Origin of the sequence: Pedococcus sp., assembly GCF_036000045.1 — a bacterium.
In the GTDB taxonomy this organism is placed as follows: Bacteria; Actinomycetota; Actinomycetes; order Actinomycetales; family Dermatophilaceae; genus Pedococcus.
The window spans coordinates 1-25,490 of record NZ_DASYGF010000021.1 but is presented as its reverse complement, the minus strand read 5'-3'; the positions used below and the strand labels follow the sequence as shown (position 1 = coordinate 25,490).

At 71.0% G+C, this 25,490-nt stretch carries 26 protein-coding genes; 12 read left to right on the top strand and 14 right to left on the bottom strand.

The features are described from left to right. Window positions 1–244 precede the first annotated feature (244 nt). The 3 genes from VGN50_RS04370 to purM all read right to left on the bottom strand — a co-directional run bounded on the left by VGN50_RS04370 (window position 245) and on the right by purM (window position 2,445). On the bottom strand, window positions 245–703 hold the full coding sequence (locus tag VGN50_RS04370; protein WP_327443441.1) for a hypothetical protein: 459 nt from the start codon (window positions 701–703) through the stop codon (window positions 245–247). An 85-nt stretch (window positions 704–788) separates the two neighbouring features. Further along, a complete protein-coding gene (locus VGN50_RS04365) occupies window positions 789–1,274 on the bottom strand; it encodes a hypothetical protein (protein WP_327443440.1) in 486 nt (161 codons plus the stop codon). 55 nt (window positions 1,275–1,329) lie between these two features. After that, window positions 1,330–2,445, bottom strand: coding sequence for a phosphoribosylformylglycinamidine cyclo-ligase (gene purM / locus VGN50_RS04360; protein WP_327443439.1), 1,116 nt, complete (start codon window positions 2,443–2,445; stop codon window positions 1,330–1,332). 99 nt (window positions 2,446–2,544) lie between these two features. On the opposite strand from purM, the gene VGN50_RS04355 reads away from it, so the two are divergent. Then, window positions 2,545–3,459 (top strand): hypothetical protein, encoded by a 915-nt coding sequence (locus tag VGN50_RS04355; protein ID WP_327443438.1) that lies wholly within the window; start codon window positions 2,545–2,547, stop codon window positions 3,457–3,459. Between the two features lie 219 nt (window positions 3,460–3,678). Beyond that, entirely contained in the window at window positions 3,679–4,014 is a 336-nt protein-coding gene (locus VGN50_RS04350; RefSeq protein ID WP_327443437.1) for a hypothetical protein, read from the top strand. Between the two features lie 123 nt (window positions 4,015–4,137). Here VGN50_RS04350 and purF read toward each other — a convergent pair whose 3' ends face one another. After that, window positions 4,138–5,676 (bottom strand): amidophosphoribosyltransferase, encoded by a 1,539-nt coding sequence (gene purF, locus VGN50_RS04345; protein ID WP_327443436.1) that lies wholly within the window; start codon window positions 5,674–5,676, stop codon window positions 4,138–4,140. 21 nt (window positions 5,677–5,697) lie between these two features. Beyond that, window positions 5,698–5,922 carry a hypothetical protein gene (locus VGN50_RS04340; RefSeq protein ID WP_327443435.1) on the bottom strand — a complete coding sequence of 75 codons (225 nt, stop codon included), beginning with the start codon at window positions 5,920–5,922 and terminating at the stop codon, window positions 5,698–5,700. Between the two features lie 81 nt (window positions 5,923–6,003). On the opposite strand from VGN50_RS04340, the gene VGN50_RS04335 reads away from it, so the two are divergent. The 4 genes from VGN50_RS04335 to VGN50_RS04320 all read left to right on the top strand — a co-directional run bounded on the left by VGN50_RS04335 (window position 6,004) and on the right by VGN50_RS04320 (window position 9,769). Continuing rightward, window positions 6,004–7,590: a molybdopterin-dependent oxidoreductase gene (locus VGN50_RS04335; RefSeq protein ID WP_327443434.1), complete on the top strand. Its 1,587-nt coding sequence runs from the start codon at window positions 6,004–6,006 to the stop codon at window positions 7,588–7,590. A gap of 107 nt (window positions 7,591–7,697) precedes the next feature. After that, complete coding sequence (locus VGN50_RS04330) at window positions 7,698–8,336, top strand: fasciclin domain-containing protein (RefSeq protein WP_327443433.1); 639 nt, start codon at window positions 7,698–7,700, stop codon at window positions 8,334–8,336. A gap of 45 nt (window positions 8,337–8,381) precedes the next feature. After that, window positions 8,382–8,996 (top strand): sigma-70 family RNA polymerase sigma factor, encoded by a 615-nt coding sequence (locus VGN50_RS04325; protein ID WP_327443432.1) that lies wholly within the window; start codon window positions 8,382–8,384, stop codon window positions 8,994–8,996. Continuing rightward, window positions 8,993–9,769: an anti-sigma factor gene (locus VGN50_RS04320; protein ID WP_327443431.1), complete on the top strand. Its 777-nt coding sequence runs from the start codon at window positions 8,993–8,995 to the stop codon at window positions 9,767–9,769. The genes VGN50_RS04325 and VGN50_RS04320 overlap by 4 nt, the downstream gene beginning before the upstream one ends. A gap of 59 nt (window positions 9,770–9,828) precedes the next feature. On the opposite strand, the gene VGN50_RS04315 is transcribed toward VGN50_RS04320, so the two are convergent. Then, window positions 9,829–10,692 carry an LLM class flavin-dependent oxidoreductase gene (locus tag VGN50_RS04315; RefSeq protein WP_327443430.1) on the bottom strand — a complete coding sequence of 288 codons (864 nt, stop codon included), beginning with the start codon at window positions 10,690–10,692 and terminating at the stop codon, window positions 9,829–9,831. A 102-nt stretch (window positions 10,693–10,794) separates the two neighbouring features. Next, the gene (locus VGN50_RS04310) at window positions 10,795–11,226 is read right to left on the bottom strand and encodes a VOC family protein (protein ID WP_327443428.1); all 432 of its coding nucleotides are present in this window, start codon (window positions 11,224–11,226) and stop codon (window positions 10,795–10,797) included. Between the two features lie 174 nt (window positions 11,227–11,400). Between VGN50_RS04310 and VGN50_RS04305 the strand changes: the two genes are divergently transcribed. From VGN50_RS04305 to VGN50_RS04295, 3 genes are read left to right on the top strand one after another with little or no spacing between them, the layout of a single operon-like run. Then, window positions 11,401–12,447 carry a zinc-dependent alcohol dehydrogenase family protein gene (locus VGN50_RS04305; protein WP_327443427.1) on the top strand — a complete coding sequence of 349 codons (1,047 nt, stop codon included), beginning with the start codon at window positions 11,401–11,403 and terminating at the stop codon, window positions 12,445–12,447. An 11-nt stretch (window positions 12,448–12,458) separates the two neighbouring features. Further along, window positions 12,459–13,256, top strand: a complete 798-nt coding sequence (locus tag VGN50_RS04300) for a fused MFS/spermidine synthase (protein WP_327443426.1) — start codon at window positions 12,459–12,461, stop codon at window positions 13,254–13,256. A gap of 53 nt (window positions 13,257–13,309) precedes the next feature. After that, the gene (locus VGN50_RS04295; protein ID WP_327443425.1) at window positions 13,310–14,341 is read left to right on the top strand and encodes a Gfo/Idh/MocA family oxidoreductase; all 1,032 of its coding nucleotides are present in this window, start codon (window positions 13,310–13,312) and stop codon (window positions 14,339–14,341) included. A gap of 91 nt (window positions 14,342–14,432) precedes the next feature. On the opposite strand, the gene VGN50_RS04290 is transcribed toward VGN50_RS04295, so the two are convergent. The 4 genes from VGN50_RS04290 to purS all read right to left on the bottom strand — a co-directional run bounded on the left by VGN50_RS04290 (window position 14,433) and on the right by purS (window position 18,333). Next, window positions 14,433–14,795: a sterol carrier family protein gene (locus VGN50_RS04290; protein WP_327443424.1), complete on the bottom strand. Its 363-nt coding sequence runs from the start codon at window positions 14,793–14,795 to the stop codon at window positions 14,433–14,435. Window positions 14,796–15,113: 318 nt separating this feature from the next. Then, entirely contained in the window at window positions 15,114–17,411 is a 2,298-nt protein-coding gene (gene purL, locus VGN50_RS04285) for a phosphoribosylformylglycinamidine synthase subunit PurL (RefSeq protein WP_327443423.1), read from the bottom strand. Beyond that, window positions 17,408–18,079: a phosphoribosylformylglycinamidine synthase subunit PurQ gene (gene purQ, locus VGN50_RS04280; RefSeq protein WP_327443422.1), complete on the bottom strand. Its 672-nt coding sequence runs from the start codon at window positions 18,077–18,079 to the stop codon at window positions 17,408–17,410. The genes purL and purQ overlap by 4 nt, the downstream gene beginning before the upstream one ends. Beyond that, window positions 18,076–18,333, bottom strand: coding sequence for a phosphoribosylformylglycinamidine synthase subunit PurS (gene purS / locus VGN50_RS04275; protein ID WP_327443421.1), 258 nt, complete (start codon window positions 18,331–18,333; stop codon window positions 18,076–18,078). Before purS ends, purQ begins: the two co-directional genes overlap by 4 nt. A gap of 147 nt (window positions 18,334–18,480) precedes the next feature. Between purS and VGN50_RS04270 the strand changes: the two genes are divergently transcribed. Continuing rightward, window positions 18,481–18,933, top strand: coding sequence for a nitroreductase/quinone reductase family protein (locus VGN50_RS04270; RefSeq protein ID WP_327443420.1), 453 nt, complete (start codon window positions 18,481–18,483; stop codon window positions 18,931–18,933). Here the strand turns inward: VGN50_RS04270 and VGN50_RS04265 are convergent. Both VGN50_RS04265 and purD read right to left on the bottom strand, forming a co-directional pair. Next, complete coding sequence (locus tag VGN50_RS04265; RefSeq protein ID WP_327443419.1) at window positions 18,930–19,829, bottom strand: phosphoribosylaminoimidazolesuccinocarboxamide synthase; 900 nt, start codon at window positions 19,827–19,829, stop codon at window positions 18,930–18,932. The two genes, VGN50_RS04270 and VGN50_RS04265, sit on opposite strands and share 4 nt — an antisense overlap. Window positions 19,830–19,872: 43 nt before the next feature. Then, window positions 19,873–21,168 (bottom strand): phosphoribosylamine--glycine ligase, encoded by a 1,296-nt coding sequence (purD, locus tag VGN50_RS04260; RefSeq protein WP_327443418.1) that lies wholly within the window; start codon window positions 21,166–21,168, stop codon window positions 19,873–19,875. Window positions 21,169–21,437: 269 nt separating this feature from the next. Here purD and VGN50_RS04255 point away from each other — a divergent pair, with 269 nt between their 5' ends. After that, window positions 21,438–22,436: a LuxR C-terminal-related transcriptional regulator gene (locus VGN50_RS04255; RefSeq protein WP_327443417.1), complete on the top strand. Its 999-nt coding sequence runs from the start codon at window positions 21,438–21,440 to the stop codon at window positions 22,434–22,436. 152 nt (window positions 22,437–22,588) lie between these two features. Next, entirely contained in the window at window positions 22,589–24,847 is a 2,259-nt protein-coding gene (locus tag VGN50_RS04250; protein WP_327443416.1) for a HelD family protein, read from the top strand. Between the two features lie 37 nt (window positions 24,848–24,884). On the opposite strand, the gene VGN50_RS04245 is transcribed toward VGN50_RS04250, so the two are convergent. Next, a partial coding sequence (locus VGN50_RS04245; protein ID WP_327443415.1) for an adenylosuccinate synthetase occupies window positions 24,885–25,490 on the bottom strand: 606 nt, incomplete at its 5' end.

Genomic DNA, 25,490 nt, shown 5'->3' with positions numbered 1-25,490 from the left:
GAGCCGGAGCGAGTCTCCGACGACTCCGTGGGCGAGGACGAGTACGACGAATACGGGAAATGGGCCTCGGGTCAGAGATGACCTGAGGCGCTGACCCTCACCTCATGCGCGGGCCACGGCCCGTGTCGCACGTTCGCCCCGGCGTCATGGCGGCATGCCTGTATGCCGCCATAACGCCGGGCCGCCGTGACTCCTCCATCGCCCACGGCGGCGGAGTCGGGGATGCCTTACGGGGCGAAGTGCTTCAGGACAGGAGTGCGTCACCCCACAGGTGGCGGGTCAACCGCATCGCCGACTCCTGCTGGTGCGCGTCCTGGCCGTCCCAGTCCTCGTAGCCGCCGAGCAGTCCCTCGTCGGTGGCATCGCGGACGACGGCGTGGGCCAGTCGCATCAGGGCCGGCCCACCCAGTCCCGCGAGCATGATCCCCGGCGTCCGGATCTCGCCGACCGTGACCAGGTGCGCGATCTGGACGCGGTCGTCGACGGTGAGGTCGAGGCCGCTGAGGAGTCGCTGCTGGGCGGCCCGCAGGATGTTCGCCCGAACCAGTGGGTCCAGGATCTCCAGCGCGTGGCGATGCAGTCTGGCCAAGGTCTCGAAGTCGGCCGTGGCGAGCACGTAGCGGTACTCACGGACGTCGGCTCTCTCGACCGGCTCGACCACGGCATGTTCGCGGCTCCGGCGCGACGGGCGCAGCAGGCTCATGCTCTCGACGCTAGGCCGATGGGCGCGCGACCACTTCGGCCAGAAGACAGGCCTGCCGTCCGTCAGGGGTATGAGGGCCCGACCGTCACTGGCCGCCGCCAAAGCTGTCGGGGCTGCTCGGGCCCGCGAGCGGGCCGCTGTAGAGGACATGTGTCTCCACCGCGATGTGCCAGGGCTGCGCGAACGGACTGTCGTCGATGTCCGGGCGCAGGCCGGGTTCGGACCCGTCCCACGAGGCATATCCGCCGAAGCGCCCGAACGACGCCTCGGCGACGATGACCTCCTGCGCCAGCGTGAGCAGGACCGAGTCGGGGCAGGCGCTGAGAAACGCCCCGGGACTGCGGCGCTCGCCGAGGACGAGCAGATGAGCGACCCGCCGCACGTCGTCCGGGTTGGACCGGAGCCCGGTGACCAGCCCCTCCTGCACCGCGCGCAGCACGGTCGCCCGCCGTGCCGGCGTCAGGTGCGCCAACACCTCGACGTGGGCCTCCTCCAGCGCATCGAGAGGGGCGGTGCGCAGCAGGAACCGGTACTGCCGCACCGAGAGATCCTCGCGCTCGACCTCCCACACAGCCCCACGCTAGACCCGGCGCTGCGCCGCGAACAGGCGTGCGGGCGCGCGAGGTTCAGCCGGCGGGGTGGTCGCCGACGAGCTGGACGGCGCCGCCCTCGACGCCCTTCGCGCCGCGAACCACCTCGTGGCCGGGCAGGATGGGGGCATCGTCGATGGGGGTGATCTCACCGACAGGCCAGCTCGGTATGCCTCGTGCCGCCAGGTGACGCGTGGCCGCGTCCACCTGGTCGGCCGGCAGCATGGCCACAAAGCCGACTCCCATGTTGAGGGTGCGCTCCAGGTCGGGGCGCGGGACGCTGCCCAGCGCGGCGATGGTGGAGAAGACCGGCGGGGGCGTCCACGTCGCGCGGTCGAGGCGGGCGAAGACCGACGGCGGCAGGACGCGGGCGAGGTTGGCGGCCAGACCCCCACCGGTGACGTGCGACAGGGCGTGCACGTCGACCCCGTCGGTGCGGATGAGGTCGAGGAGGTCGGCGGAATAGACGCGGGTCGGCGTGAGCAGCTCCTGGCCGAGGCTCCGCCCGAACTCGGGGACCTCGCGGTCCAGGGCCCAGCCTGCGGCGGCGACCACCCGGCGCACCAGCGAGTAGCCGTTGGAGTGCAACCCACTCGAGGCCAGCGCCAGCACCACGTCACCGGGGACCACCCGCTCGGGACCCAGCACGTCGGCATACTCGACCACGCCGGTGGCCGCTCCGGCCACGTCGTACTCGTCGGGAGCCAGCAGCCCGGGGTGCTCGGCCGTCTCGCCGCCCACGAGGGCGACCCGTGCCGCCTGGCATGCTGCTGCGATGCCGGAGACGATCGCGGCTATGCGCTCGGGCACGACCTTGCCGGTGGCGATGTAGTCGGTCATGAACAGCGGCTCGGCGCCGCAGACCACGATGTCGTCGACCACCATGCCCACGAGGTCGAACCCGATGGTGTCGTGCTGGTCCAACGCCTGGGCGATGGCCACCTTGGTGCCCACTCCGTCGGTCGAGGTGGCCAGCACTGGGCGCGTCATGCCGACCAGGGCCGAGGCGTCGAACAGGCCGGCGAACCCGCCCAGACCGCCCAGCACCTCGGGACGACTGGCGCCACGCACCGATGCCTTCATCAGCTCGACGGCCCGGTCACCCGCCTCGACGTCGACGCCTGCGGAGGCATAGGTGATCGGTTCGCTCACGCGCGCCAGCCTAGCCGTCCCGGGAATCGCCGGACGGGCCGCCTGGCCCGCGGGATACTGCACGCAGCAGGGGCCGTTCGCACGCCAAAGGGGCCTGGCATGGGCAGCGAGTACCAGTACGACCTGTTGCGCACCTACCGCTACGTGCGAGCTGGGATCATCTTCCTCGTCGCCCTGCTCGGTACGTCCGTCCTCATCGAGGCCCGTGCTCAGCACTTCTCGATCCAGCCGTCGATCAGCGCGTACTACTACACGCCGGTGAAGCCGGTCTTCGTCGCCGCCCTCTGCGCCGTGGGGGTGCTGATGATCGTGTACCGCGGCAACACCGATGCCGAGGACGGCTTCCTCAACGCCTCGGGCTTCCTGGCCTTCGTCGTGGCGTTCGTGCCGACCCGGCCGGAGAACATGTGCGTCGTCAGTGACCTGCCCGGCGACACGGTGGCGGCGATCACGAACAACGTCTCGGCGCTGCTCATCCTGGCCTTGGCGGCTTTCGTGTTCACGGTGCTGCTGGAGCGCGCACAGCCCGACCGGAACGTGCTGGTCACGAAGGGTGGCCGGACGTCCCTCGTCTTCTCGGTGCTCGCGTTCGTCGCGCTCGCCCTCTACTTTCTCGTATGGCGCGACTCGTTCATCTGCCATGGGCACGACACGGCCGCGGTGATGCTGTTCGCCGGGATCCTGGTCGTGGTCGGCCTCAACGGCTGGGGTCTGGCGGACAAGCAAGCCGCGCAGACGCAGACCGCCCCACGCGAGCACCTGTGGAACCGGTACTTCTTCGGCTTCGTGCTCATGCTGGCCTCGATCGCACTCGTCGTGGTGCTCGGACCAGTGACCCACGCGCTGCCCCACTGGGTGTTCTGGCTGGAGGGCGCGCTGATCACGCAGTTCGGGATGTTCTGGGTCACACAGACGGTCGAGCTGTGGAACGAGCCGAAGCGCGGTGCGCCGGTGAAGCCGCCCGCGCCCCCGCTTGACAAGTCGGCGGACAGGGCGGAACGTCCACCAGACTGAAGCGGTGCGGGGGCGCACTACTTGCAGGGGGCACCAATGAAGGTTCGTCCATAATTCGCAGCCATCGCTGGACCGGCTGTCGCTGTCGGGATCCGAGCTAGCGGGGCGCCGCATGAGTGACGTGTTCACCGTCGATGATGAAGACGGGATTCCCGAGGGGGGCTGCGGCCCGCGATGCAGCTGTGGTGGGGCCAGTTCCGCGGCGAAACTCTAGGGTTGATGACCGACGCGCACGGGCCGGTCCGCGACACCGCGGACCGGGCTGTGGTCTCCCACCTGTTTCGGGTCGGGGCGGTATCCAAGTGCTTATGCCAAGAGGGCGCGGCGGAGGTCGCTGGCATCAACGTGCACGAAGACCTGAGGTTCCTCTGGGACGAGCGGGCGGCGCTGACCTGGGCTCAGGGCAGCATCCGGGTCGACGGCCAGGAGGTGGCCGCCGCCACCCTGACCCATCGCGGGTTGGACTTCATCGCCGGTGCCGACTTCATCAGGTACCCGTTCCTCCTGGTCAGACTCGAGGGCGGCTCCCCGCCTTGGCCCCCCTGCGCACCGTGACAGAACCGCCCTGGCCGTCCGATTGAGCCCTGACTGCGCGCTTGGTCCGACTTACGCTTGCTCCGGCGCTGGGACACGCCGAGGTGAAGGTGCGTAAGTCGCACAAGGCAGCGAGGACCCGGCTCAGGGTCGGCTGAGCGCGTCCGCGGCGCCGCCGCTGACGCCGAGTGAGACACCGTCGACGTCCAGCGGCAGAGTCTCGAAGAGGTTCTGGCTCAAGGGCGTCGTGTCGGGGACTCCGACCGGGTAGGACCCGGTGAAGCAGGCGGTGCACAGCGCCGAGGCGGGCTGTTCGGTCGCCGCGATCATCCCCTCCTCGGAGATGTAGCCGAGCGAGTCCGCGCCGATCGAGGTGCAGACCTGCTCAACCCCGATACCCGTCGCGATGAGCTCGGCCCGCGTCGCGAAGTCGATGCCGTAGAAACAGGGCCAGCGCACGGGCGGCGAGGAGATGCGCACGTGCACCTCGGCCGCGCCGGCCTCGCGCAACATCCGGACCAGCGCACGCTGGGTGTTGCCGCGGACGATGGAGTCGTCGACCACGACCAGGCGCTTGCCCTTGATCACCTCGCGCAGGGGGTTCAGCTTGAGCCGTATGCCGAGCTGCCGGATCGTCTGCGAGGGCGCGATGAAGGTGCGCCCGACGTAGGAGTTCTTGACCAGCCCCTGCCCATAGGGGATGCCGGACTCCTGGGCGTAGCCGATGGCGGCGGGGGTGCCGGACTCCGGGGTCGGCATCACCATGTCGGCCTCGACCGGATGCTCCCGGGCCAGCGCACGACCCATCTCGACGCGCGACTCGTGCACCCCACGGCCGTTGATGGTCGTGTCGGGTCGGGCGAGGTACACGTACTCGAAGACGCAGCCCTTGGGCTTGGCGTCCGCGAAGCGCTGCGAGCGCAGGCCGTCCTCGTCGATGGCGATGAGCTCACCCGGCTCGATCTCGCGGATCATGCTGGCGCCGACGATGTCGAGCGCCGCGGTCTCCGACGCGACCACCCAGCCGCGCTCGAGGCGACCGAGCACCAATGGGCGGATCCCCTGCGGGTCGCGGGCGGCATAGAGGGTGTGCTCGTCCATGAACACGAAGCAGAACGCACCGCGCAAGCGGGGCAGCAGGTCGAGGGCCGCCGCCTCGAGCGAGCGGTCGGGATCGTCGGCCAGCAGCGCGGTCACGAGCGCCGTGTCGGTGGTGTTGCCGCGTCCGAGCTCCCCGCCGGCGCTGCCGAAGCCGTCGGCCCGGCGCTCGGCCACGAGCTCACGCAGCTCGACCGAGTTGATGAGGTTGCCGTTGTGGGCCAGGGCCACCGTGGACTCGGCGTGGCCACCGAGGGTCGGCTGGGCGTTCTCCCAGGTCGAGGCGCCCGTCGTGGAGTAGCGCGTGTGACCCACAGCCAGGTGGCCGCGCAGCCCCGCCAGCGACCGCTCGTCGAACACCTGCGACACCAGGCCCATGTCTTTGTAGACGAGGATGCTGCGGCCGTCGGACGTCGCGATGCCCGCCGACTCCTGGCCGCGGTGCTGCAAGGCGTAGAGGCCGTAGTAGGCCAGCTTGGCGACATCCTCGCCAGGGGCCCACACGCCGAAGACCCCGCAGGCGTCCTGCGGGCCCTTCTCGCCGGGAAGGAGGTCGTGAGAGAGCCGTCCGTCGCCACGTGCCACGGGCCTAGTCTCCCACAGCCCTCAGCGCCGCCGGTCCAGCAGCACCGCAACGACGGCGGCGAGCAGCCCGAACACGCAGGCACCCAGAACGCCGAGGAACAGCACGGTCGTGCCGGAGGTGTAGGTGCGGCCGAAGCTGTCCTGCGTGCCACCGGTGTAGCCGACCACGGACCCGATGATGAAGCCGAGGATGGCCCCCGTGGAGATGAAGGCCGGGAAGTTGGGATAGCGGTGAGGCTCGGGCACGGGTCCACGCTACCGGCGTCACCACCTTGTAATCCCCGAGGGTGGACCCATCCGCCCGTGGACAGGGTACGAATGGTCAGTATGAGCGCACCCAGGTGGACCCGGTCCTGGCCGTTTGCCCTCAGCGGGCTGCTGGCCGCTGCCGCGGGCATGGGCCTGGGGCACCTTGTGGCTGCCCTGGTGGGCCCGGCGGCGTCGCCCGTGCTGGCGGTCGGCTCGACGGTCATCGACTCCACCCCCACCCCGGTGAAGGAGTGGGCTATCGCGCACTTCGGCACCAACGACAAGGCGGTGCTGCTCGCGAGCGTGGCCGTGGTGACCGCCCTCGCTGCAGCAGGCATCGGGCTCGTCGCCCGGCGGCGGCCAACGGTGGGGCTCGTCCTTCTGGTCGCCCTCGCCGGCCTGGCCGGGCTGGCGGCCATGTCTCGGCCCGCCTCTACCCCGCAGCAGCTCCTCCCGTCGCTCGTCGCGGCAGTGACCGGCGCCGTCACCCTCACATGGCTCCGAGGCCGGCTCGTCCCCCTCGACGAGCCCGAGTCCCGGCGCCGAGCGCACGAGGCGAGCGAGTCTCCCCTGGACCACACGGCATACGCGCTGGGTGCCTCCGGGACGCCGGGCCGCCGCACCTTCCTCCTCGGCGCTGCCGGGGTGACGGCGGGCGCCGCTGCGGCCGGGGCCATCGGCCAGAGCCTGGCGGCCCCGCCCACTCTGCCCGTGAGCTTCACGCTCCCGAAGCCCGTCACCCCGGCGCCCCTCTTGCCGAGCGGCATCGAGAGCAAGGTCAAGGGCGTCAGCCCGTTCCGTACGCCGGTGGGCGACTTCTACCGCGTGGACACCGCCCTGGTGATCCCGCGTGTGGACGTCTCGTCCTGGCAGCTGCACATCGACGGTGACGTCGGGCAGCCGGTGACACTCAGCTTCAAGCAGCTGCTCGCGATGCCGATGGTGGAGCACGACATCACCCTCAACTGCGTGAGCAACCCGGTGGGCGGTCCCTACATCAGCTCCGCGCGGTGGCTGGGTGTGCGCACGCGCGACCTGCTGGCCCTGGCGAAGGTGAAGCCCGGCACCGAGCAGATCCTCAGCGAGTCGGTGGACGGCATGACCATCTCGACGCCCATCGAGGCCCTGACCGACGACCGTGACGCGATCATCGCCGTCGCCATGGACGGCAAGCCACTGCCGGCCGAGCACGGCTTCCCCGCCCGGATGGTGACGCCAGGTCTCTACGGCTACGTCGGCGCCACGAAGTGGGTCACGCGGCTCACCGCGACGACGTATGCCGCGCGGCAGGCGTACTGGACCGAGCGCGGCTGGGCGGAGAAGTCGAACGTGAAGACCCAGTCGCGCATCGACACGCCCTTGGGTCTGCGCACCTATGCCCACGGCAGGATCGCGGTCGGCGGGGTCGCCTGGGCTCAGGGCCGTGGCATCAAGGCCGTCGAGGTGCGCGTCGACCAGGGGCCGTGGCAGCCGGCCACGCTCGGCCCCGATGGCGGCACCGACTACTGGCGCCAGTGGTACCTGCTGTGGGACGCCGCTCCGGGCCGGCACACGCTCACCGTGCGCGCCACCGACGGCACCGGGGCGACCCAGACCGATGCGGTCGCCGACCCGTACCCCAGCGGCGCCACCGGATACCACTCCGTCGTGGTCATCGTCTCCTGACCCCCTGACGGCCCCGGAGGGCCGTGGGCCGTGCCGGTCGGGGCAATCCGGTCGGAGGGCTGCGTCGAACTACTGGTGTCAGCACGTCCCACCCAAGGAGCGACACCATGCGACTCGCACGAAGCAGCACGATTGCTGCCCTCACTCTCGCCCTGCCGCTCGGCCTGGCCGCCTGTGGCGGTTCCGGCTCGGCCAGCACCGGCTCGTCGTCATCGACATCCTCCACCTCGGCCAGCAGCATGCCCAGCACGAGCACGACGACCGCCGCGATGTCCGACACCCCGTTCGGCGCCGGCTGCGCGGCCGTGCCGAAGGACGGCAAGGGCTCGTTCTCCGGGATGGCCACCGACCCGGTGGCCTCGGCCGCGAGCAACAACCCCGTGCTGAGCCAGCTCGTGGGCGCCGTCAAGGCGGCCGGCCTGGTCAGCACCCTCAACAGCGCCAAGGACATCACCGTCTTCGCCCCGACCAACTCCGCCTTCGCGGCGCTGCCCAAAGCGACGCTGAACGCGGCGATGAAGGACCCGAAGGGCCTGCTGACCAAGGTGCTCACCAACCACGTCGTCGCCGGGCGGCTGACGCCGGCCCAGCTGGCCGGTGACCACAAGACGCTCGCCGGCACGACGATCACCGTGACCGGCTCGGGCGAGGCGTTCAAGGTGGGCCAGGCGAACGTCGTGTGCGGCAACGTGCAGACGGCGAACGCCACGGTCTACATCATCGACAGCGTCCTGCTGCCGAAGTAAAGACTGCCGACGGATCGTTCCGGAGAATCAGCGATGATAGTTCCCATGCCAGCGAATCCCCCAGGTTCAGCGCCGTCCGCGCCCTCCTGGGGGACCGCTGGCGCGGGCAACGGGCAGGCCGACCTCGCCGAGCTGCTGCGGGCCAGCGCCCGCGGGGACGAGCGCGCGTTCGCCGACCTCTACGACGCGGTCTCGGCGCGCGTCTACGGCCTGGTGCTCCGCGTGCTCCGCGACCCCGCACAGTCGGAGGAGGTGGCCCAGGAGGTCTTCCTCGACATCTGGCGCACGAGCGCTCGGTTCGACCCCGCCCTCGGCAGCCCCTTGGCCTGGATGCTCACCATCGCTCACCGCAAGGCCGTCGACCGGGTCCGCTCGGCTCAGTCGGCCAGCGACCGCGACGACGCTTACAGCAGCCGTAACCAGGACCGCGAGTTCGACGTGACGGCCGAGACCGTTGAACGACGCCTCGACGCCCAGCGGGTGCGTCACGCACTCGACTCCCTGACCGAGACCCAGCGCGGCGCCGTCGAGCTCGCCTATCTCGGCGGCTACACCCACACCGAGGTCGCCGGCCTGCTGGGAGTGCCCCTGGGCACCGCCAAGACCCGCATCCGCGACGGCTTGATCCGACTGAGAGACACCCTGGGGGTGAACCCATGAGCGCCGACATCCACGGACTGTCCGGTGCCTACGCCGTCGATGCCATCGACAGCGACGAGCGGGCGGCGTTCGAGGAGCACCTGGCCCAGTGCCCCGAGTGCCAGGCCGAGGTGGCCAGCCTCCGCGAGGCTGCCACGCAGCTCGCGACGACCACCGAGACCCAGCCACCCGCCTCCCTGCGCAGCGCCGTCCTCGCCGGCATCACGACCATCCGGCCGCTGCCTCCCCTGGACCCACCGGTGGCCGCCAACCCTGCGCCCGACGCGATGACGGCGGCGGTCGAGCCTGCAGACACGGACGCCTCAGTCGTCGTGCCCCTGCGTCGCCGCCGGCGCGTGCCGTGGCTGCTGGCTGCGGCCGCTGCCGTCCTGGTGGGCATCGGGGGCCTGGCCTGGAGCCCGTGGAGCCACACCGCCGGATCTCAGCTCACTGCCACCGAGCAGGTCCTGCGCGCGGACGATGCCCAGCGCCTTCAGAAGACCATCGGCGGCGCGCACGCCACGATCGTGCGCAGCGCCTCGCTCGGCCAGGCGGTGCTCATCGCCGACAAGATGCCCGACGCCCCGACCGGCAAGGACTACCAGCTGTGGCTCGACATCCCCGGCCAGGGGATGGTGTCGGCCGGGCTCATGCCGCGCGACGCCAAGCAACCGGTGACGGTCCTGCTCAAGGGCGATGCCCGCAAGGCCATCGGTGCCGGCATCACCGTCGAACCGGCCGGGGGCTCCCCCAAGCCGACGACCCAGCCGATCGCGCTGTTCATGTTCACCTGACCCGGCCGTTCCAGCCGATCGGTGACGAACCTTCCGTGAGGGAAGACCCGCCTCCCGTCTCAGCGCCAGTCGCCGAGGCGGGAGGCGACGTCGTCCAGCACGCTCTCGCTGCCGGCATACGGGCCCTCGTCGCGAGGCCAGTGGGTCACCACGTCGGTGAAGCCCAGGTCAGCCGCACGCCCGACCATCTCCTCGAACAACGCGGCGTTCTCCAGGGAGAAGCGCGGTGAGCCGTCGAGCGACAGGTAGCGCCGCAACGGCTCGGCGCGAGTGGCGGCCGCCTCGGCCTCGTCGAGCGCCCTCGTCAGCTCCGCGATGCCCGCCCACCAGTCCTCGAGGGTGTCGCCACCTCGCCCATAGGTGACCCACCCTTGGCCGTATGCCGCCGCGAGACGGAGAGCGCGCGGCCCGTTGGCCGCGATGACGAACGGCGGCCGGGGACGTTGGACGTAGCCGGGCAGCGTGCGGGCGTCGCGCATCTCGTAGTGGGCGCCGGCATGGTCGACGTGGTCCTCACGGAAGAGCCGGTCGAGCACCTCGACGAACTCGTGGAACCGGTCGACGCGCTCCCTGAGCGGCAGGTCGACCCCGAGCATCCTCGCGTCCACGTCGCCACCAGTGCCGAGGCCGCACAGCAGCCGCCCGCCCGAGATGTCGTCGACGGTCATCAGCTCGCGGAAGAACAGGTAGGGGTGTCGGTAGTTCGGCGAGCTGACGAAGGTGCCCAGCTGGATCCTTCGCGTGACGGTGGCGGCGGCCGCCAGGGTGGGCAGCGCGCCGAACCACGGTGAGTCAGGCAGTCCCGCCCACACCAGATGGTCGTAGGTCCAGGCGTGGTCGAAGCCGAGCTCCTCGGCGCGACGCCACCTCGGCGCCGCCTCGCGCCACGGGTGCTCGGGCAGGATGGTGATTCCGAAACGCATGAGCGCGAGCGTATGCCGTGATGCCCTCCAGTCCGCAGCCCAAGCGGATGGGCACCTGCCGACGTCGCATGCCACCCGCCGGCCCAGATGACGGGCGTCCGCCTACTCGGGCGTGACGGTCTGGCCACCCCACTCCTCAGGGGCGACGTCGGCAATCGTCTGAGAGAACGTCCACCGATGCCCCCACGGGTCCAGAACACCGAGCTGCCGCTCTCCGAAAGCAAAGTCAGTCGGCTCCATCACGATCGTTGCGCCCTGTCCCATCGCCTGCTCGTGCAGGGACTGAACGTCATCGACGCGCACCATGACGGAATGCGTCACCCCATCCCCCTCGGGAGGTCGACGGTCTCCGCCCGTGTCGGCGACGATCACTGCCCCGTTGCCCACTGACAGCTGCGCCCGGTGGTCTTCGCCGATCCGTACCCGCTCGACGAACCCGAACGACCCGCACAGCCACCTCACGGCCTGGCGAACGTCGGGATAGGTCAGCACGGGGATGACCGTGGCCCCGGGAACCGAACGGTTCGCCCTCATCACGCCATCTAACCGGCCACCTCCGGGACTGACAATGGTGGGCGCGCTGCATCCGCGTCGACCAGGCCCTTCACCGACGAGGGTCGGTTGCCGCCGCCAAGGAGCCTTCCGCCCACGGGCCTGAGGCGAGGTCCGGTCAGACGTCGTGCCGCCGCCCGTGGCAGGCTGGCAGCCATGAAGGCCACGATGCTCAACGCCCCCCGCGACATTCGGCTCGAGGACGTCCCGGACCCGCGGATCGTCCAGCCCACCGACGCCATCGTGCGTGTCACCGCCGCCTGCGTGTGCGGCAGCGACCTGTGGCCGTACCGCGGCATCAACGAGGTCACCAAGCCGACGCGCATCGGTCACGAGTTCGTCGGCATCGTCGAGGAGGTGGGTGCCGGGGTCCGCAGCGTGCGCGCCGGTGACTTCGTCGTCGCCCCCTTCATGTACTCCGACAACACCTGCCCGCACTGCCAGGTCGGCATCCAGTCGCGCTGCGACCATGGCGGCTTCTGGGGTGGGCACGACCGCGACGGCGCCATGGTCGACGGGGGGCAGGGCGAGTACGTCCGCGTGCCGCTGGCCGACGGCACCCTCGTGGCGACGCGCGAGGTTCCCGACGACGCGATGGTCCCCAGCCTGCTGACGCTCTCCGACGTGATGGGTACCGGATGGCATGCGGCAGTCGCGGCGGGCGTGCAGGAGGGTGACACTGTCGTGGTCGTGGGCGACGGGGCCGTCGGCCTCAGCGGGGTGCTCGCCGCCCAGCGCATGGGTGCCGAGCGGGTCGTCGCGATGTCGCGGCATACGCCCCGTCAGCGGATTGCCCGCGAGTTCGGCGCCACCGACATCGTCGAGGCGCGCGGAGACGAAGCCGTCGCCGCGGTGCTCGAGCTGACCGACGGCGTCGGCGCCGACGCAGTGCTCGAGTGCGTGGGCACCAACGAGTCCATGCAGACCGCGATCGCCGCCGCCCGGCCTGGCGCGACCGTGGGCTACGTGGGGGTCCCGCACGGCATCGAGTACCCCGTGCGCGACATGTTCGCCCGCAACGTCGGGATCGCCGGCGGTATCGCACCCGCCCGGCAGTACCTGCCGCAGCTGCGCGACGACGTGCTCGCCGGGAGCATCAACCCCGGCCTCGTCTTCGACCTCGAGCTCCCCCTGTCCGAGGTCGCCGAGGCGTATGCCGCCATGGACGAGCGCCGCGCCATCAAGTCGCTCCTGCGTCCCTGAGACCTCCTGCTGTGTTCGAGGTCGAGACCGACGCTCATGGTGGCACCACGGTGAGCGTCGACGGCTTCCCGCAGTCGTACGTCCATCCAGACGACCCTGAGCTGCTCGTCTTCGGCTATGTCCAGCACCTCGCGGCGGTCCTGGACGCCCTGCCGGCCGGGCGCCTGGCCGTCACCCACGTCGGCGGGGCTGCCATGACGCTGCCGCGCTACGTCCAGCACACCCGCCCCGGCTCGCCCCAGGTCGTCTTCGAGCCCGACGCGGCGCTGACCGATCGGGTCCGGCGCGACCTGCCTCTTCCCCGAGGGCACCGGATCAGGGTGCGACCGCAGCCCGGGCGCTCGGGTGTCACCGCACTCAAGGACCGCAGCGCCGACGTCGTGGTCGTCGACGCCTATGCCGACAGCCAGGTGCCGGCTGACCTGACTTCGCTGGAGTGGTTCGGGGAGGTCGCCCGCGTGCTGCAGCCCGAGGGACTGGTCCTGATGAACGCCGCCGACGAGCCGGACCGCCGTCACGTGGCCCGGGTCCATGCCGGCCTGGCCGCGCACCTGCCGCACACCCTGGCCGTCGCCGAGGTCGACATCTGGAAGCGGCGCCGGTTCGGGAACCTGGTGCTGGTCGGCTCACGCCAGCCGCTGCCCTTGGCGACCATCACCCGGCAGGTCGCGAAAGCACCATTTCCGAGCCGTGTCCTGAACGGGACGGAGCTGACCAGAGCCCTGGGCTCCGCCGTCCCCTTCACCGACCACGACGCCCGACCCTCGCCCCCGCCACCGGTGCCCGCCGGCCAGTGGCGGCTGCGCTGACCCGCGGCACCCCCGCCCCGGGCGCGGTGAGCACCTACCGAGAGGATCGACCCGTGCCCCTGACGCTGCCGGCCCCGTGCACCCCTGACCCGATGGCCGCCCCGACGCTGCGGTGGGGGATCCTCGCCCCCGGCGGCATCGCGCGCTCCTTCGCGACCGCCCTGCGGGCCCGGACCGGCCAGCGCCTCCAGGCCGTCGCCTCGCGGAGCCTTCCGCGGGCGGAGGCGTTCGCGCGCGAGTTCGGCGCCACTGCGGCATACGGCTCGTATGCCGCCCTGGTCGCCGACCCGGACGTGGACGTCGTCTACGTCGCCGCACCCCACTCCGAGCACCATGCGCTGGCGCTGCTCGCGATCGAGGCCGGCAAGGGCGTCCTGGTCGAGAAGGCCTTCACCCGTAACACAGCGGAGGCGGCCGAGGTGGTGGCAGGCGCCCGACGCGCCCGTGTCTTCGCCATGGAGGCCATGTGGACGCGTTTCCTGCCTCACGTCGACGTGGTGCGCCAGTGTCTGGAGCAGGGTCTCCTCGGCCAGGTGTGTACGGTGACAGCCGACCACGGCCAGCAGCTGTATCCGGACGGTCCGCAGCGGCTGGCCGACCCTGCGCTGGCCGGCGGTGCCCTGCTCGACCTCGGCATCTATCCGATGTCGTTCGCCCACCTCGTGCTCGGTGGTTTCACCTCGGTGACCGCCACAGGGCAGCTCACCGACCGGGGCGTCGACGCTCAGGACGCCATCACGGTGACCTCCGCCTCAGGCGCGTTGGGGATGCTGGGCACGACCATGCTGGCCAAGACCCCCACGACAGCCTCGATCTGCGGCACGGGTGCCCGGCTCGAGATCGACGGCGACTTCTACGGCCCGCGCGCCCTGGTCCGGCTGGTCGCTCCTGACGGCAGAGAGCTCGACCGGTTCGTGGCCGGGGACACCGCATACGGCCTGCACTTCCAGGCAGCCGAGGTAGCGCGCCGTGTCGGCGCCGGCGAGCTCGAGTCGCCCCTGATGGCGCTGGACGAGACGGTGGCCATCATGGGCGCCCTGGATCAGGTGCGCACCCAGGTCGGGGTCCGTTATCCCGGGGAGTGATGCCGCTCGTTGTGCGGCTCACGCCCGCTCGGCGACCACGACACGCCGAGCCGGCGTACGTCAGTCGCACAAAGCAGGGTGAGTGAGGGCCTCAGACCAGCGGCAGGTACGCCGTGAGGTCGGCCCGGTGGCCGCTCACCCGCAGAGAGCCCGAGTCCCACGCGGCCTGCCAGTCGCGCTGTCCCGTCGCTACCTCGAGCCAGGTCTGCGCGTCCGTCTCGATGACATTCGGGGGCGTGCCGCGGGTGTGCGTGGTGCCCTCGATGCACTGGACGGCGCCGAACGGCGGCACCCGCACCTCGACGCTGCGCCCGGGCGCCACGGCAGCGAGCTGCTCGAGCGAGTACCGCACGGCGAGGGCGACGACCGGGCGCGCAGTGGCCGCCCGGGACTCGTGCCACTGACGCACAGCGTCGGCGCCGGCGGCGAGGGGGACACGGCGGCGCGGCGGCATACGCAAATCGTCGCATGACGGACTAGTCGCCCGCTGACTCACGTGGGCCATCGTGAAATGAGTATTTCTACCCATGTACGAGTGCGCGCCACCGGCTTACTGTCATTCCTGGGGAAACACAGGGGACGAACGGCCCGGCCGCGCAGGGGGTAGCGCGACCGGGCCGTTCGGGCTTCATGCGGGCAGGAGCATCCAGACGCTGGCGCCGCCCAGGGGCGAGTCATCGATGCCGCGGCGACGCACGACAGCGTTGCGAGGCGCGACCTGCAGTGCCCGAGTCCCGAGCTGGTCGTCGCCCCTGCGGTGAGGGCCACCCGGTCAGCCGAAGACCGCCGGCAGGGTGCGGGTGTGCGCCTCTCGAAGGTCGGCGAGCGAGACAGCGAACTGGCCCTGCACGTCGAGGCCGTCGGTCTCGTCGTCGACGACGCCGATGCGCGCATGCACCTGCCCCCGCGCGGTGCACATGTCGGTGAAGCGGACCTCCTCGCTGCGCGGCACGGTCACCACGGCTCGGGCGGTCGACTCGCTGAACAGCGCCGTGAACGGGTCGATCCCGTCGCGCTCGCACACCGCGTCCAGCCAGATCCGCGCACCGACGCCGTAACGCATCGTCGCCTCGGCCAGCGCGATCGCCAGCCCGCCGTCGGACAGGTCGTGAGCGGCGTCGACCAGCCCGTCGCGGCTCGCGTTGACGAGGATGTCGCCCAGCAGCTGCTCGGCGGCAAGGTCGACCCTCGGCGGCAGCCCGCCGAGGTGACCGTGAACGACGTTGGCCCACTCGCCACCGGCCAGCTCATCGCGGGTCACGCCGAGGAGGTAGATGACCTGACCGGGCGTCTTCCAGCCCGAGGGGGTGCGGCGGGCGACATCGTCCATGACACCGAGCACCCCGATGACGGGGGTCGGGTGGATCGCGACGTCACCGGTCTGGTTGTAGAACGACACGTTGCCGCCCGTCACCGGGATGCCGAGGGTCTTGCAGCCCTCGGCGATGCCGCGCACCGCCTCGCGGAACTGCCACATCACGCCCGGGTCCTCCGGGGAGCCGAAGTTGAGGCAGTCGGTGACCGCCAGCGGCGTAGCCCCGGCGGTCGCGACGTTGCGGTACGACTCGGCCAGCGCGAGCTGGGCTCCGGTGTAGGGGTCGAGCTTGGCGAAGCGGCTGTTGCAGTCGGTGGAGATGGCGACCCCGCGGCCGGTCTCCTCGTCGACCCGGACCACCCCAGCGTCATCGGGCATGGCGAGCGCGGTGTTGCCCATGACGTAGCGGTCGTACTGGTCGGTGACCCACGACTTGTCGCACAGGTTCGGGGAGGCGAGCAGGGTGAGCAGGTCGGCCTTGGCCCCATCGCCGTCCCGGGGCCGCGCCAGGGTGTTGGGGGTGTCGGCCTGCAACGCGTCGAGGTATGCCGGCCGCTCAAGAGGACGGTGGTACGTGGGGCCCTCGTGGGCGACCGAGCGCGGCGGTACGTCGACGATGATCTCGCCGTGCCAGGTGATGACCAGGTGGTCGCCGTCGGTGACCTCGCCGAGGACCGTGGCCTCGACGTCCCAGCGGTCGGTGATCGCCATGAACTCCTCGAGCCTGCCCGGCTCGACGACGGCCATCATGCGTTCCTGCGACTCTGACATGAGGATCTCCTCAGGCCGCAGCGAGGCGTCGCGCAGGGGCACACGGTCGAGCTCCACCAGCATGCCTCCGTCGCCGTTCGAGGCCAGCTCGCTGGTCGCGCAGGACAGGCCCGCACCCCCGAGGTCCTGGATGCCATCGACGACGTGCGCGGCATAGAGGTCGAGGCAGCACTCGATGAGCACCTTCTCGGCGAACGGGTCGCCCACCTGCACCGCCGGGCGCTTCGTCGGGCCACCCTCGTCGAAGGTCTCCGAGGCCAGGACGGACACGCCACCGATGCCGTCGCCACCGGTCTTGGCGCCGAAGAGGACCACCTTGTTGCCGACGCCCGAGGCCTTGGCGAGGTGGATGTCCTCGATGCGCATGGCGCCGACGCAGAGGGCGTTGACGAGCGGGTTGCCCTGGTAGCAGTCGTCGAACACGACCTCGCCGCCGATGTTGGGCAGACCGATGCAGTTGCCGTATCCGCCCACGCCGGCGACAACGCCAGGCAGCACGCGCTGGGTGTCGGGGTGGTTGAGGTTGCCGAACCGCAGCGGGTCCATGACGGCGATCGGCCGAGCACCCATCGACATGATGTCGCGGATGATGCCGCCGACGCCTGTGGCCGCACCCTGGTAGGGCTCGACGTAGGACGGGTGGTTGTGCGACTCGACCTTGAAGGTGACCGCCCAGCCGTCGCCGATGTCGACGACCCCGGCGTTCTCGCCGATGCCGACAAGGAGCTTCTCGCGCATCTCGTCTGTGGTGTTCTCGCCCCACAGCGAGAAGTGCACCTTGCTCGACTTGTAGGAGCAGTGCTCGGACCACATCACCGAGTACATCGCGAGCTCGGCGCTGGTCGGGCGGCGGTCGAGGATCTCGCGGATGCGGTCGTACTCGTCGGCTTTGAGCCCCAGCTCGACCCACGGCTGCTCGACGTCGGGAGTCTGGGCGGCGTGCTCGACCGTGTCGACCGTGGGCCGCTGGATGCTCGTCGTCACGCGTTCACCACCTGGGAGAGGACGGATGTGAAGAACGGGAGCCCGTCGGTGGAGGGGCCGTAGCCCTGCTCGACGGCGTGCTCGGGGTGAGGCATGAGGCCGACGACGGTGCCGCTCTCGTTGGTGATGCCCGCGATGGCGCGGTAGGAGCCGTTGGGGTTGCCACCGGCATACCGGAAGACCACTCGACCCTCGCCCTCGAGCTCGTCGAGGGTCCGCTCGTCGGCGACGAAGCCACCCTCACCGTTCTTGAGGACGATGGTGATCTCCTGGCCGGTCTCGAAGTCGGAGGTCCAGGCGGTGTCAGCGTTCTCGACCACGAGGCGCTGGTCGACGCAGTTGAACTTGCGGTGGTCGTTGCGGATCAGCGCACCCGGCAGCAGATGGCTCTCGCAGAGGACCTGGAAGCCGTTGCAGATGCCGAGGACGGGCAGACCGCCCCGGGCCGCCGGGACCAGCGCGTCCATGACCGGTGCGAAGCGGGCGATGGCACCGCAGCGCAGGTAGTCGCCGTAGGAGAAGCCGCCGGGCAGGATCACCGCGTCGACGCCCTTGAGGTCGGCGTCGCCGTGCCAGAGGCTGACTGCCTCGGCGCCGACGGCGCGCACGGCCCGTGCGGCGTCCCGGTCATCGAGGGAGCCGGGGAACGTGACGACCCCGATCCTCACTGTGCGTGGTCCTCTGAGCGCACCGAGACGACATCCTCGATCACCGGGTTCGAGAGCAGCTTCTCGGCGGCCTCCTGGGCAGCGGCCAGGACCTCGTCGGTCACCTCGCCGTCCACGGTCAGGACGAAACGCTTGCCCTGCCTCACGTCGGTGAACTGCTCGAAACCGAGTCTCGGCAGTGCGCCGTTCACGGCTTGCCCCTGGGGGTCGAGAATCTCTGGCTTCAACATGACGTCAACGACGACGTGGCCCATGCGGGTGGCTCCTGGCGAGTGCGGGAACGGGCGGTGCTCGAAGTCTATCGGCGCCCTCCGGTAGGTATGCCGGGCGGTCCGGCCCGTTGACACCCACCGGCGCGGGGAGGAACGTCCCCCCTGGCACGTCCAGCCAAGGAGGCCTCGATGAACCCCCTGATGAAGACGGCGATGAAGGCCGGTTCCGGCCTGATGGTGTCCTTGTACCAAGCTTCGGGGGGCCGGATCGGCGGCCGTGTCAAGGGGCTTCAAGTCATCCTGCTGACGGTTCCGGGCCGCAGGACCGGCCGGCCCCACACAGCCGCGGTGAGCTGCTTCGAGCACGCCGGCGGTTACGTCGTCGCCGGCTCTGCCGGGGGGATGCCCCAGGATCCGCAGTGGTTCAAGAACCTGCGCAAGGCTCCCGCGGCCGAGGTGCAGCTGGGCCGTCGACGGTTCCGGGTCGGTGTGCGCGAGCTGCTCGGCACCGAGCGAGACGAGGTCTGGCGCGACGTCGTGGTGGCTCGCGCGCCGTTCTTCGCGGACTACAGCACCAAGGGGCACCGCACGATCCCGCTGGCGCTGCTGACGCCGCTCGCTGGACCGGTGCTCGGCGCCTAGGGAGCGAAGGTGCGCCCGGTGAGCCGCTCGTAGGCCTCGACGTACTTCGCGCGGGTCTGCTCAACCACGTCGGCGGGCAGCGGCGGGGGCGCCTCTCCCGAGGAACGGTCCCAGCCGCTGGCGGTCGAGGTCAGCCAGTCCCGCACGTACTGCTTGTCGTAGGACGGCTGCGGGTGACCGGGCTCCCACAGCTCTGCCGGCCAGAAGCGCGACGAGTCGGGCGTGAGTACCTCGTCCGCGAGGACCAGGTCGTCACCCGAGCGGCCGAACTCGACCTTGGTGTCGGCGATGAGAATGCCGCGATCGGCGGCGATCTCGTTGCCCCGCACCAGGATCGCCGTGGTCAGATCGCGCACCCGCGCCGCCAGGTCGACGCCCACCGCATGCTCCACGTCGGCATACGGCATGGGTTGGTCGTGCTCGCCCATCGGCGCCTTGGTCGAGGGGGTGAACACCGGCTCGGGCAGTCGCGACCCGTCCACCAGGCCGTCTGGCAGCCGCACGCCGCTGACGTGACCGTCTGCGCGGTACTCACCCAGACCGCCCCCGGTGAGGTATGCGCGCGCCACGCACTCCACGGGCAGCATGTCGAGCCTGCGGACCAGGACCCCACGCCCCGCCACCTCAGCCGGCACCTCTGTCGACACGACGTGGTTGGGCACCAGGTCGGCCAGCTGCTCGAACCACCACAGCGACAGCTGCGTCAGCACCGCACCCTTGTCGGGGATGGGGCTGTCGAGCACGAAGTCGTAGGCCGACATCCGGTCGCTTGCGACGAGCAGCAGCAGGTCGTCGCGCGGCGCACCGTGGTCGTCCAGCGGCGCGTAGAGGTCGCGCACCTTGCCGGAGTAGACGTGGGCGTAACCGGGCAGCTCCGGTGGCGTGGTCGACGTCATGGCGTCATCCTTCCAGCCGGCGCCACCTGCGCAACGCAGCGGGTCAGCCGACGTGCAGCTCGTTCTGCTGGGCGGCCAAGGCGATGTCAGTGCGGAAGTGGGACCCCTCCAGGGAGATCCGCTCGACCGCGTCATAGACCCGTTCGCGGGCCTCGCTCAGGCTGTCGCCGAGCGCCACGACGGAGAGCACGCGGCCGCCCCCGGAGACGAGCCTCCCCTCGTCGTCGCGCGCGGTGCCCGCGTGCAGCACGTATGCCGTCGGCACGTCAGCGACGTCCTCGAGCCCCGTGATCGGGTCGCCGGTGCGGGGCGTGCCGGGGTAGTCGGCGGCGGCGACCACCACGGTGACCGCATGGCGGCTCGACCACCGCAGCGCAGGCACGTCCCCGAGACCACCGGTCGCCGCAGCGGCGAGGAGGCCGCCCAGCGGGGTCTCGAGGCGGGCCAGGACGACCTGCGTCTCGGGATCTCCGAACCGCGCGTTGAACTCGATGACCCGCGGCCCGCGGGAGGTCACGGCGACACCGATGAACAGCAGCCCCACGAACGGCGTGCCACGGCGCCACATCTCGTCCACCGTCGGCTGGGCCACGCGCGTCACCAGCTCGTCGACCAACGCGACGGGGGCCCAGTCCAGCGGCGAGTAGGCGCCCATACCGCCGGTGTTGGGGCCGGTGTCGCCGTCGCCGACGCGCTTGAAGTCCTGGGCCGGCGCCAGTGGCACCACCGTGGTGCCGTCACAGACGCAGAACAGCGAGATCTCGGGACCGTCGAGGAACTCCTCGACCACGACCCGGCCACCCTCCTTCGTGAGGCAGGCTCGAGCGTGCTCCAGCGCCTCGTCGCGGTCGGTGGTCACGACGACGCCCTTGCCGGCCGCCAGACCGTCGTCCTTGACGACGTGTGGCGCCCCCAGCCCATCGAGAGCGGCGGCGACCTCGTCGAGGGTGCTGCACACATGGGCCATGGCGGTCGGCACGTCGGCGGCGGCCATGACCTCCTTGGCGAAGGCCTTGCTGCCCTCGAGTCGCGCCGCCTCCGCGGACGGTCCGAAGACAGGGACGCCGGACGCCCGCAGGTTGTCGGCGAGGCCCGCCACCAGCGGCACCTCGGGCCCGACGACGACCAGGTCGACACCATGGCGGGTCGCGAGCGCCACGACGGCCTGCCTGGCGGCCTCGGAGTCGAGCCCCCCGGCGGGCAGCGGCTCGCAGAGCGCGACGGCCTCCATGCCGGGGTTGCCGGGAGCCACGATCACCGCGTCCACCCCCGGGTCGGCGGAGAGTGCGTTGACGAGCGCATGCTCCCTGGCACCGGAACCGACGACGAGAATCTTCACGCGGCCAGGGTAGTGAACCCACCGGACATGAGTGCGCGGCGTCCCGGGGAGGCAGGGGGGACATCTCCCGGGGACGCCGCGCGGCCGACGTGCGGTCGCCTGGCGGGGGAACCTGCAACCGAGCACGCGGGTCGACTAGGTCGACTACTCCAAGAGTGGACCATCACTCGGGCCTTCGTAAAGTACCTGGGTGGCGGAAATACGTCATTGACGGGACCTCGCCAAAGCGTCGTTTGTCGCTAGGCTCGCCAGCACCGGAAGGAGCTGGCATGGCGGAACGAGAGCTGCAGGTCCCCGGCCCGGGGAACGACCGCGAGACCGAGTCGCTGCGCACGCGCGCGTATCTCGCCGTCCTGCAGCATCCCGACCCTTCGCGCTCGCTGCTCATCGCCCAGGGCATGCACGCCGAGGCGGTCGACCGGGCCCTGGCGACGCTGGCCGCCCAGGGCCTCGTGAGGCTGGGTCCCGGGGGCTCGATCGAGGTCGTGCCACCCGACATCTCGCTGCCCGTCCTGGCCTCGGACTACGAGCGGATGGCGCGCCAGACCCGGTCGGCGGCCCACGAGCTGGCCCAGGTCTTCTTCCAGGCCAGGAACACGGCCGCCGTGCCCGACCCATCGGCGATCCGCATCCTGGGCTCCCTCGACGAGATCGGGCCGGTGACGGCGGAGATCATCGCCACCGCCAAGGAGGGCGTCCGCTGCTTCCGCTCGCTGTCGCCGAGGACCCAGGCCCTCTTCGCCAGCCCGATGCACGCTCACGAGGAGCCCACGCGAGGAGCAGGGGGCGCGATCCTGCCGTTGAGCACGGTCTATGACACGCAGGTGCTCGAGCTCGAGGGGGCGCTGGAGGTGCTCCAGGCCCGCGAACGGGGCGGCGAGGCCACCCGGTTCACCACCTCGGTGCCATTCTCGGCGGTCATCGTCGACGACACCGCCGCGGTCGTCGACGTCAGTGCGTTCGACCCTGGCGGCTTCGGGTCGGCGCTGGTCAGGGCCCGGTCGCTGGTAGTGGCGCTGCGCGCCCTCTACGACCACCTGTGGAACCTCGCGTCGCCGTTGGAACCGTCCCAGCCCTCCGCCGCACGTCGGCGGGACCAGACCATCTGGGGTCTGCTCGCCGCCGGTGCCACGGACGCCACGATCGCGCGACAGACGGGCGTCTCACAGCGCACGGTCGAGCGCCGCGTCCGAGAGCTGATGGACCAGGTGGGAGCCACGACCCGCTTCCAGGCCGGGGTGCAGGCCGCGCGGCGGGGGCTGGTCTGACTCGCGTCCTGCGATCAGGACCTGCCCGTATGCCGCGGCTCCGCGACATACGTGGCGCGCTCGCCCTTCCGAGGTTCGGGATGTGCCTGAAACGCACCGTCGCGGGTGGCTAGACTCGTGCGTTCTCCGCAGGGACGAACAGAAAGACCACAGTGACCGGTCAGGACCACCCGACCGCTAAGGCGACCAGCGCAGAGGTCGCCCGCGAGATCGCCATCGAGCAGGCCCATGTCGACTTGGTCTATGCCGAGCTCACCAAGGCCCAGGCCCGTGCGGGGCTGGTCGAGGCCGACGGGCTCGCCCGGGGACGCACCGACCGCACCGGCGACGTGCGCGACGAGGAGCTCACCGGGCTCTTCGAGCGAGATGCCTTGGTGTTCAACGCGGCCCGCCGTCGTTCGACGCTCGACACCCAGTACGAAGGGCTCGTCTTCGGCCGCCTCGACCTCGACCATGCGCTGGTCCCGGGGGCCGACGGGCTCAGCCCGGCCACGGACAGCAGGCGAGGCGCCGCCGGGCGCGAGGTTCGCTACATCGGGCGGCTGGGCGTTCGCGACGACGACTATGAGCCGCTGGTCGTGGACTGGCGAGCCCCCGCGGCAGCCGCGTTCTACCGGGCCACGCCGGTCGAGCCGATGGGCGTGCTGCGCCGGCGGGTGCTGCGCTGCAAGGGCGCCGATGTCGTCGGGGTCGAGGACGACCTCATGGTCGCTGAGGCGCCGGACGACCTCGTCGTCGTGGGCGACGGTGCCCTGCTGGCCGCGCTGACCCGCAGCCGCGGCGCCCAGATGCGCGACATTGTGGCCACCATCCAGCGTCACCAGGACGAGGCCATCCGCGCGTCCGCGCGCGGCGTCACCGAGATCACCGGGGGCCCCGGCACCGGCAAGACGGTCGTCGCGCTCCACCGCGCGGCCTACCTCCTCTACTCCGACCGGCGACGCTTCGAGTCCGGCGGCATCCTCGTGGTCGGCCCCTCGGCCGCCTACACGGCATACATCGAACGCGTGCTGCCCTCCCTGGGCGAGGAGTCGGTGACCCTGCGCTCGCTGGGCGACGTCATCGACGGCGTCTCGGCCAGCCGCCTCGACCCCCCGGACGTGGCGGCGGTCAAGGGTTCGCTGCGCATCCGTCGCGTTCTGGCGCGGGCTGCGGCCGATGCACCTCCAGAGGCGCCTGAGCAGTTCCGCGCGTTCGTGGGGGGCAAGGCGGTCCGGGTCGACCGGCCGGCGCTCGACCGCATCCGCGCCCAGGTGCTGCGCAACCACCAGCGCAACCTGGCCACCAAGGCGGTCGAGCAGGCGCTCGCCGAGGCCGCCTGGGCCAGCGTCCGCGAGGGCGACCGCGCGGAGTTCATGGACCACTTCCACGACCACCTCGAGGTCGAGGCGTTCCTCGACCGGTGGTGGCCCCAGGTCGACCCGCGCGAGGCGCTGCTGTGGCTGGCCGATGCCGAGCGAGCCCGGCACTACGGGCACGGCGTGCTCTCCCCTGCGGAGTCCGACCTGGTGTCGCAGTCCATCCGTACGGCGCTGGAGACCGGCCGCTGGTCGGTCGCCGACGCGGCCCTGGTCGACGACCTGGCCGCCCGGCTCGGTCCGGTGCAGGACGCCCCCGCCGAGGAGCGTGGCTTCTACGAGATCGAGGAGCTCGACGACCTGTCGCAGTACGGCGTGACCGAGGTGCACAGCGGCCGGCGCGCGACGTCCACCTCCAGGGCGGCCGGATCGCCACGCGCCCCTCACAGCCAGCGCGAACGGCTGCTCCAGGGCAGCGTCGAGGCGCCGGGTGAGTACGCCCACGTCCTCGTCGACGAGGCACAGGACCTCTCGCCGATGCAGTGGCGCATGCTGGGTCGCCGTGGGCGCTACTCGTCCTGGACGGTCGTCGGTGATGCCGCCCAGGCGTCGTGGCCCGACGGCGCCGAGGCCGGGCGTGCGCGCGAGGAGGCGTTCGGCTCCCAGCAGCGGCGGCGGTTCCACATGGACACCAACTATCGCAACGCGCGAGAGATCTTCGACTACGCGGCCGAGGTCGTCCGCGCGCAGGTGCCGGACGCCGACATCCCGCAGGCCGTCCGTGAGACGGGCGTCGAGCCGGTCGACCTGACGGTGAGCGACGGCGCCTGGGTGAGCGTGGCCACCGATGCCGTCGAGACTCTGCTCGGCGAGGTCGAGGGCTCGATCGCGGTCGTCACGCCGGCTCGGCACAGCGCAGCCCTGTCGACCCTGAGCGAGCGCGACGACCGGATCGTGGTGATCGACCCGATGTCGACCAAGGGTCTGGAGTACGACGCCACCGTCATCGTCGACCCCGACGAGATCACAGCGGAGTCGCCAGGGGGCGTGCGCGTCCTCTATGTCGCGCTGACGCGAGCGGCGCACCGGATGACGGTGCTGCGCCCGGCCTGACGCCGCGCAGGGGTGTCGTTGCGGGTGTCGCGCCGGGTCAGTCGCCGAGCAGGGAGTGGCGGGTGATGATCTCGTCGCGCCCGGGTCCCACGCCGATGGCCGACACCCTCGCGCCGATGAGCTCCTCGAGCCGCAGGACATAGGCCTGGGCGTTCGCCGGCAGCTCCTCGAACGTGCGGCACTTCGAGATGTCCTCGGACCAGCCGGGGAGCTCCTCGTAGATCGGCGTTGCGTGGTGGAAGTCGGTCTGGTTGACCGGCATCTCGTCGTGGCGGACGCCGTCGACGTCATAGGCGACGCAGATCGGGAGGGTGTCGAGCCCGGTGAGGACGTCGAGCTTGGTGACCACGAAGTCGGTGACGCCGTTGATCCGCGTGGCATAACGGCCCACCACCGTGTCGACCCAGCCACATCGGCGCGGTCGCCCCGTGGTGGTGCCGTACTCGGCCCCGGTCTTGCGCAGGAACTCGCCGTGCTCGTCGAACAGCTCGGTGGGGAACGGTCCCTCCCCGACTCGGGTGGTGTACGCCTTGAGGATGGCGATGACGACCGAGACCCTGGTCGGCGGGATGCCGGACCCGGTACACGCGCCGCCTGCGGTCGCGTTCGACGAGGTGACGAAGGGGTAGGTGCCGTGGTCGAC

Excerpts from the sequence above, each read along its gene's own strand:
- VGN50_RS04350 (WP_327443437.1), top strand. The coding sequence starts at position 3,679 with ATGACCGACGCGCACGGGCCGGTCCGCGACACCGCGGACCGGGCTGTG.
- VGN50_RS04325 (WP_327443432.1), top strand. The coding sequence starts at position 8,382 with ATGCCAGCGAATCCCCCAGGTTCAGCGCCGTCCGCGCCCTCCTGGGGG.
- VGN50_RS04255 (WP_327443417.1), top strand. The coding sequence starts at position 21,438 with ATGGCGGAACGAGAGCTGCAGGTCCCCGGCCCGGGGAACGACCGCGAG.
- VGN50_RS04265 (WP_327443419.1), bottom strand. The coding sequence starts at position 19,829 with ATGACGTCGACCACGCCACCGGAGCTGCCCGGTTACGCCCACGTCTAC.
- VGN50_RS04310 (WP_327443428.1), bottom strand. The coding sequence starts at position 11,226 with ATGAGGGCGAACCGTTCGGTTCCCGGGGCCACGGTCATCCCCGTGCTG.
- VGN50_RS04320 (WP_327443431.1), top strand. The coding sequence starts at position 8,993 with ATGAGCGCCGACATCCACGGACTGTCCGGTGCCTACGCCGTCGATGCC.
- VGN50_RS04355 (WP_327443438.1), top strand. The coding sequence starts at position 2,545 with ATGGGCAGCGAGTACCAGTACGACCTGTTGCGCACCTACCGCTACGTG.
- VGN50_RS04290 (WP_327443424.1), bottom strand. The coding sequence starts at position 14,795 with ATGCCGCCGCGCCGCCGTGTCCCCCTCGCCGCCGGCGCCGACGCTGTG.
- VGN50_RS04270 (WP_327443420.1), top strand. The coding sequence starts at position 18,481 with ATGAACCCCCTGATGAAGACGGCGATGAAGGCCGGTTCCGGCCTGATG.
- VGN50_RS04370 (WP_327443441.1), bottom strand. The coding sequence starts at position 703 with ATGAGCCTGCTGCGCCCGTCGCGCCGGAGCCGCGAACATGCCGTGGTC.
- VGN50_RS04305 (WP_327443427.1), top strand. The coding sequence starts at position 11,401 with ATGAAGGCCACGATGCTCAACGCCCCCCGCGACATTCGGCTCGAGGAC.
- VGN50_RS04330 (WP_327443433.1), top strand. The coding sequence starts at position 7,698 with ATGCGACTCGCACGAAGCAGCACGATTGCTGCCCTCACTCTCGCCCTG.
- purS (WP_327443421.1), bottom strand. The coding sequence starts at position 18,333 with ATGGGCCACGTCGTCGTTGACGTCATGTTGAAGCCAGAGATTCTCGAC.
- VGN50_RS04315 (WP_327443430.1), bottom strand. The coding sequence starts at position 10,692 with ATGCGTTTCGGAATCACCATCCTGCCCGAGCACCCGTGGCGCGAGGCG.
- VGN50_RS04335 (WP_327443434.1), top strand. The coding sequence starts at position 6,004 with ATGAGCGCACCCAGGTGGACCCGGTCCTGGCCGTTTGCCCTCAGCGGG.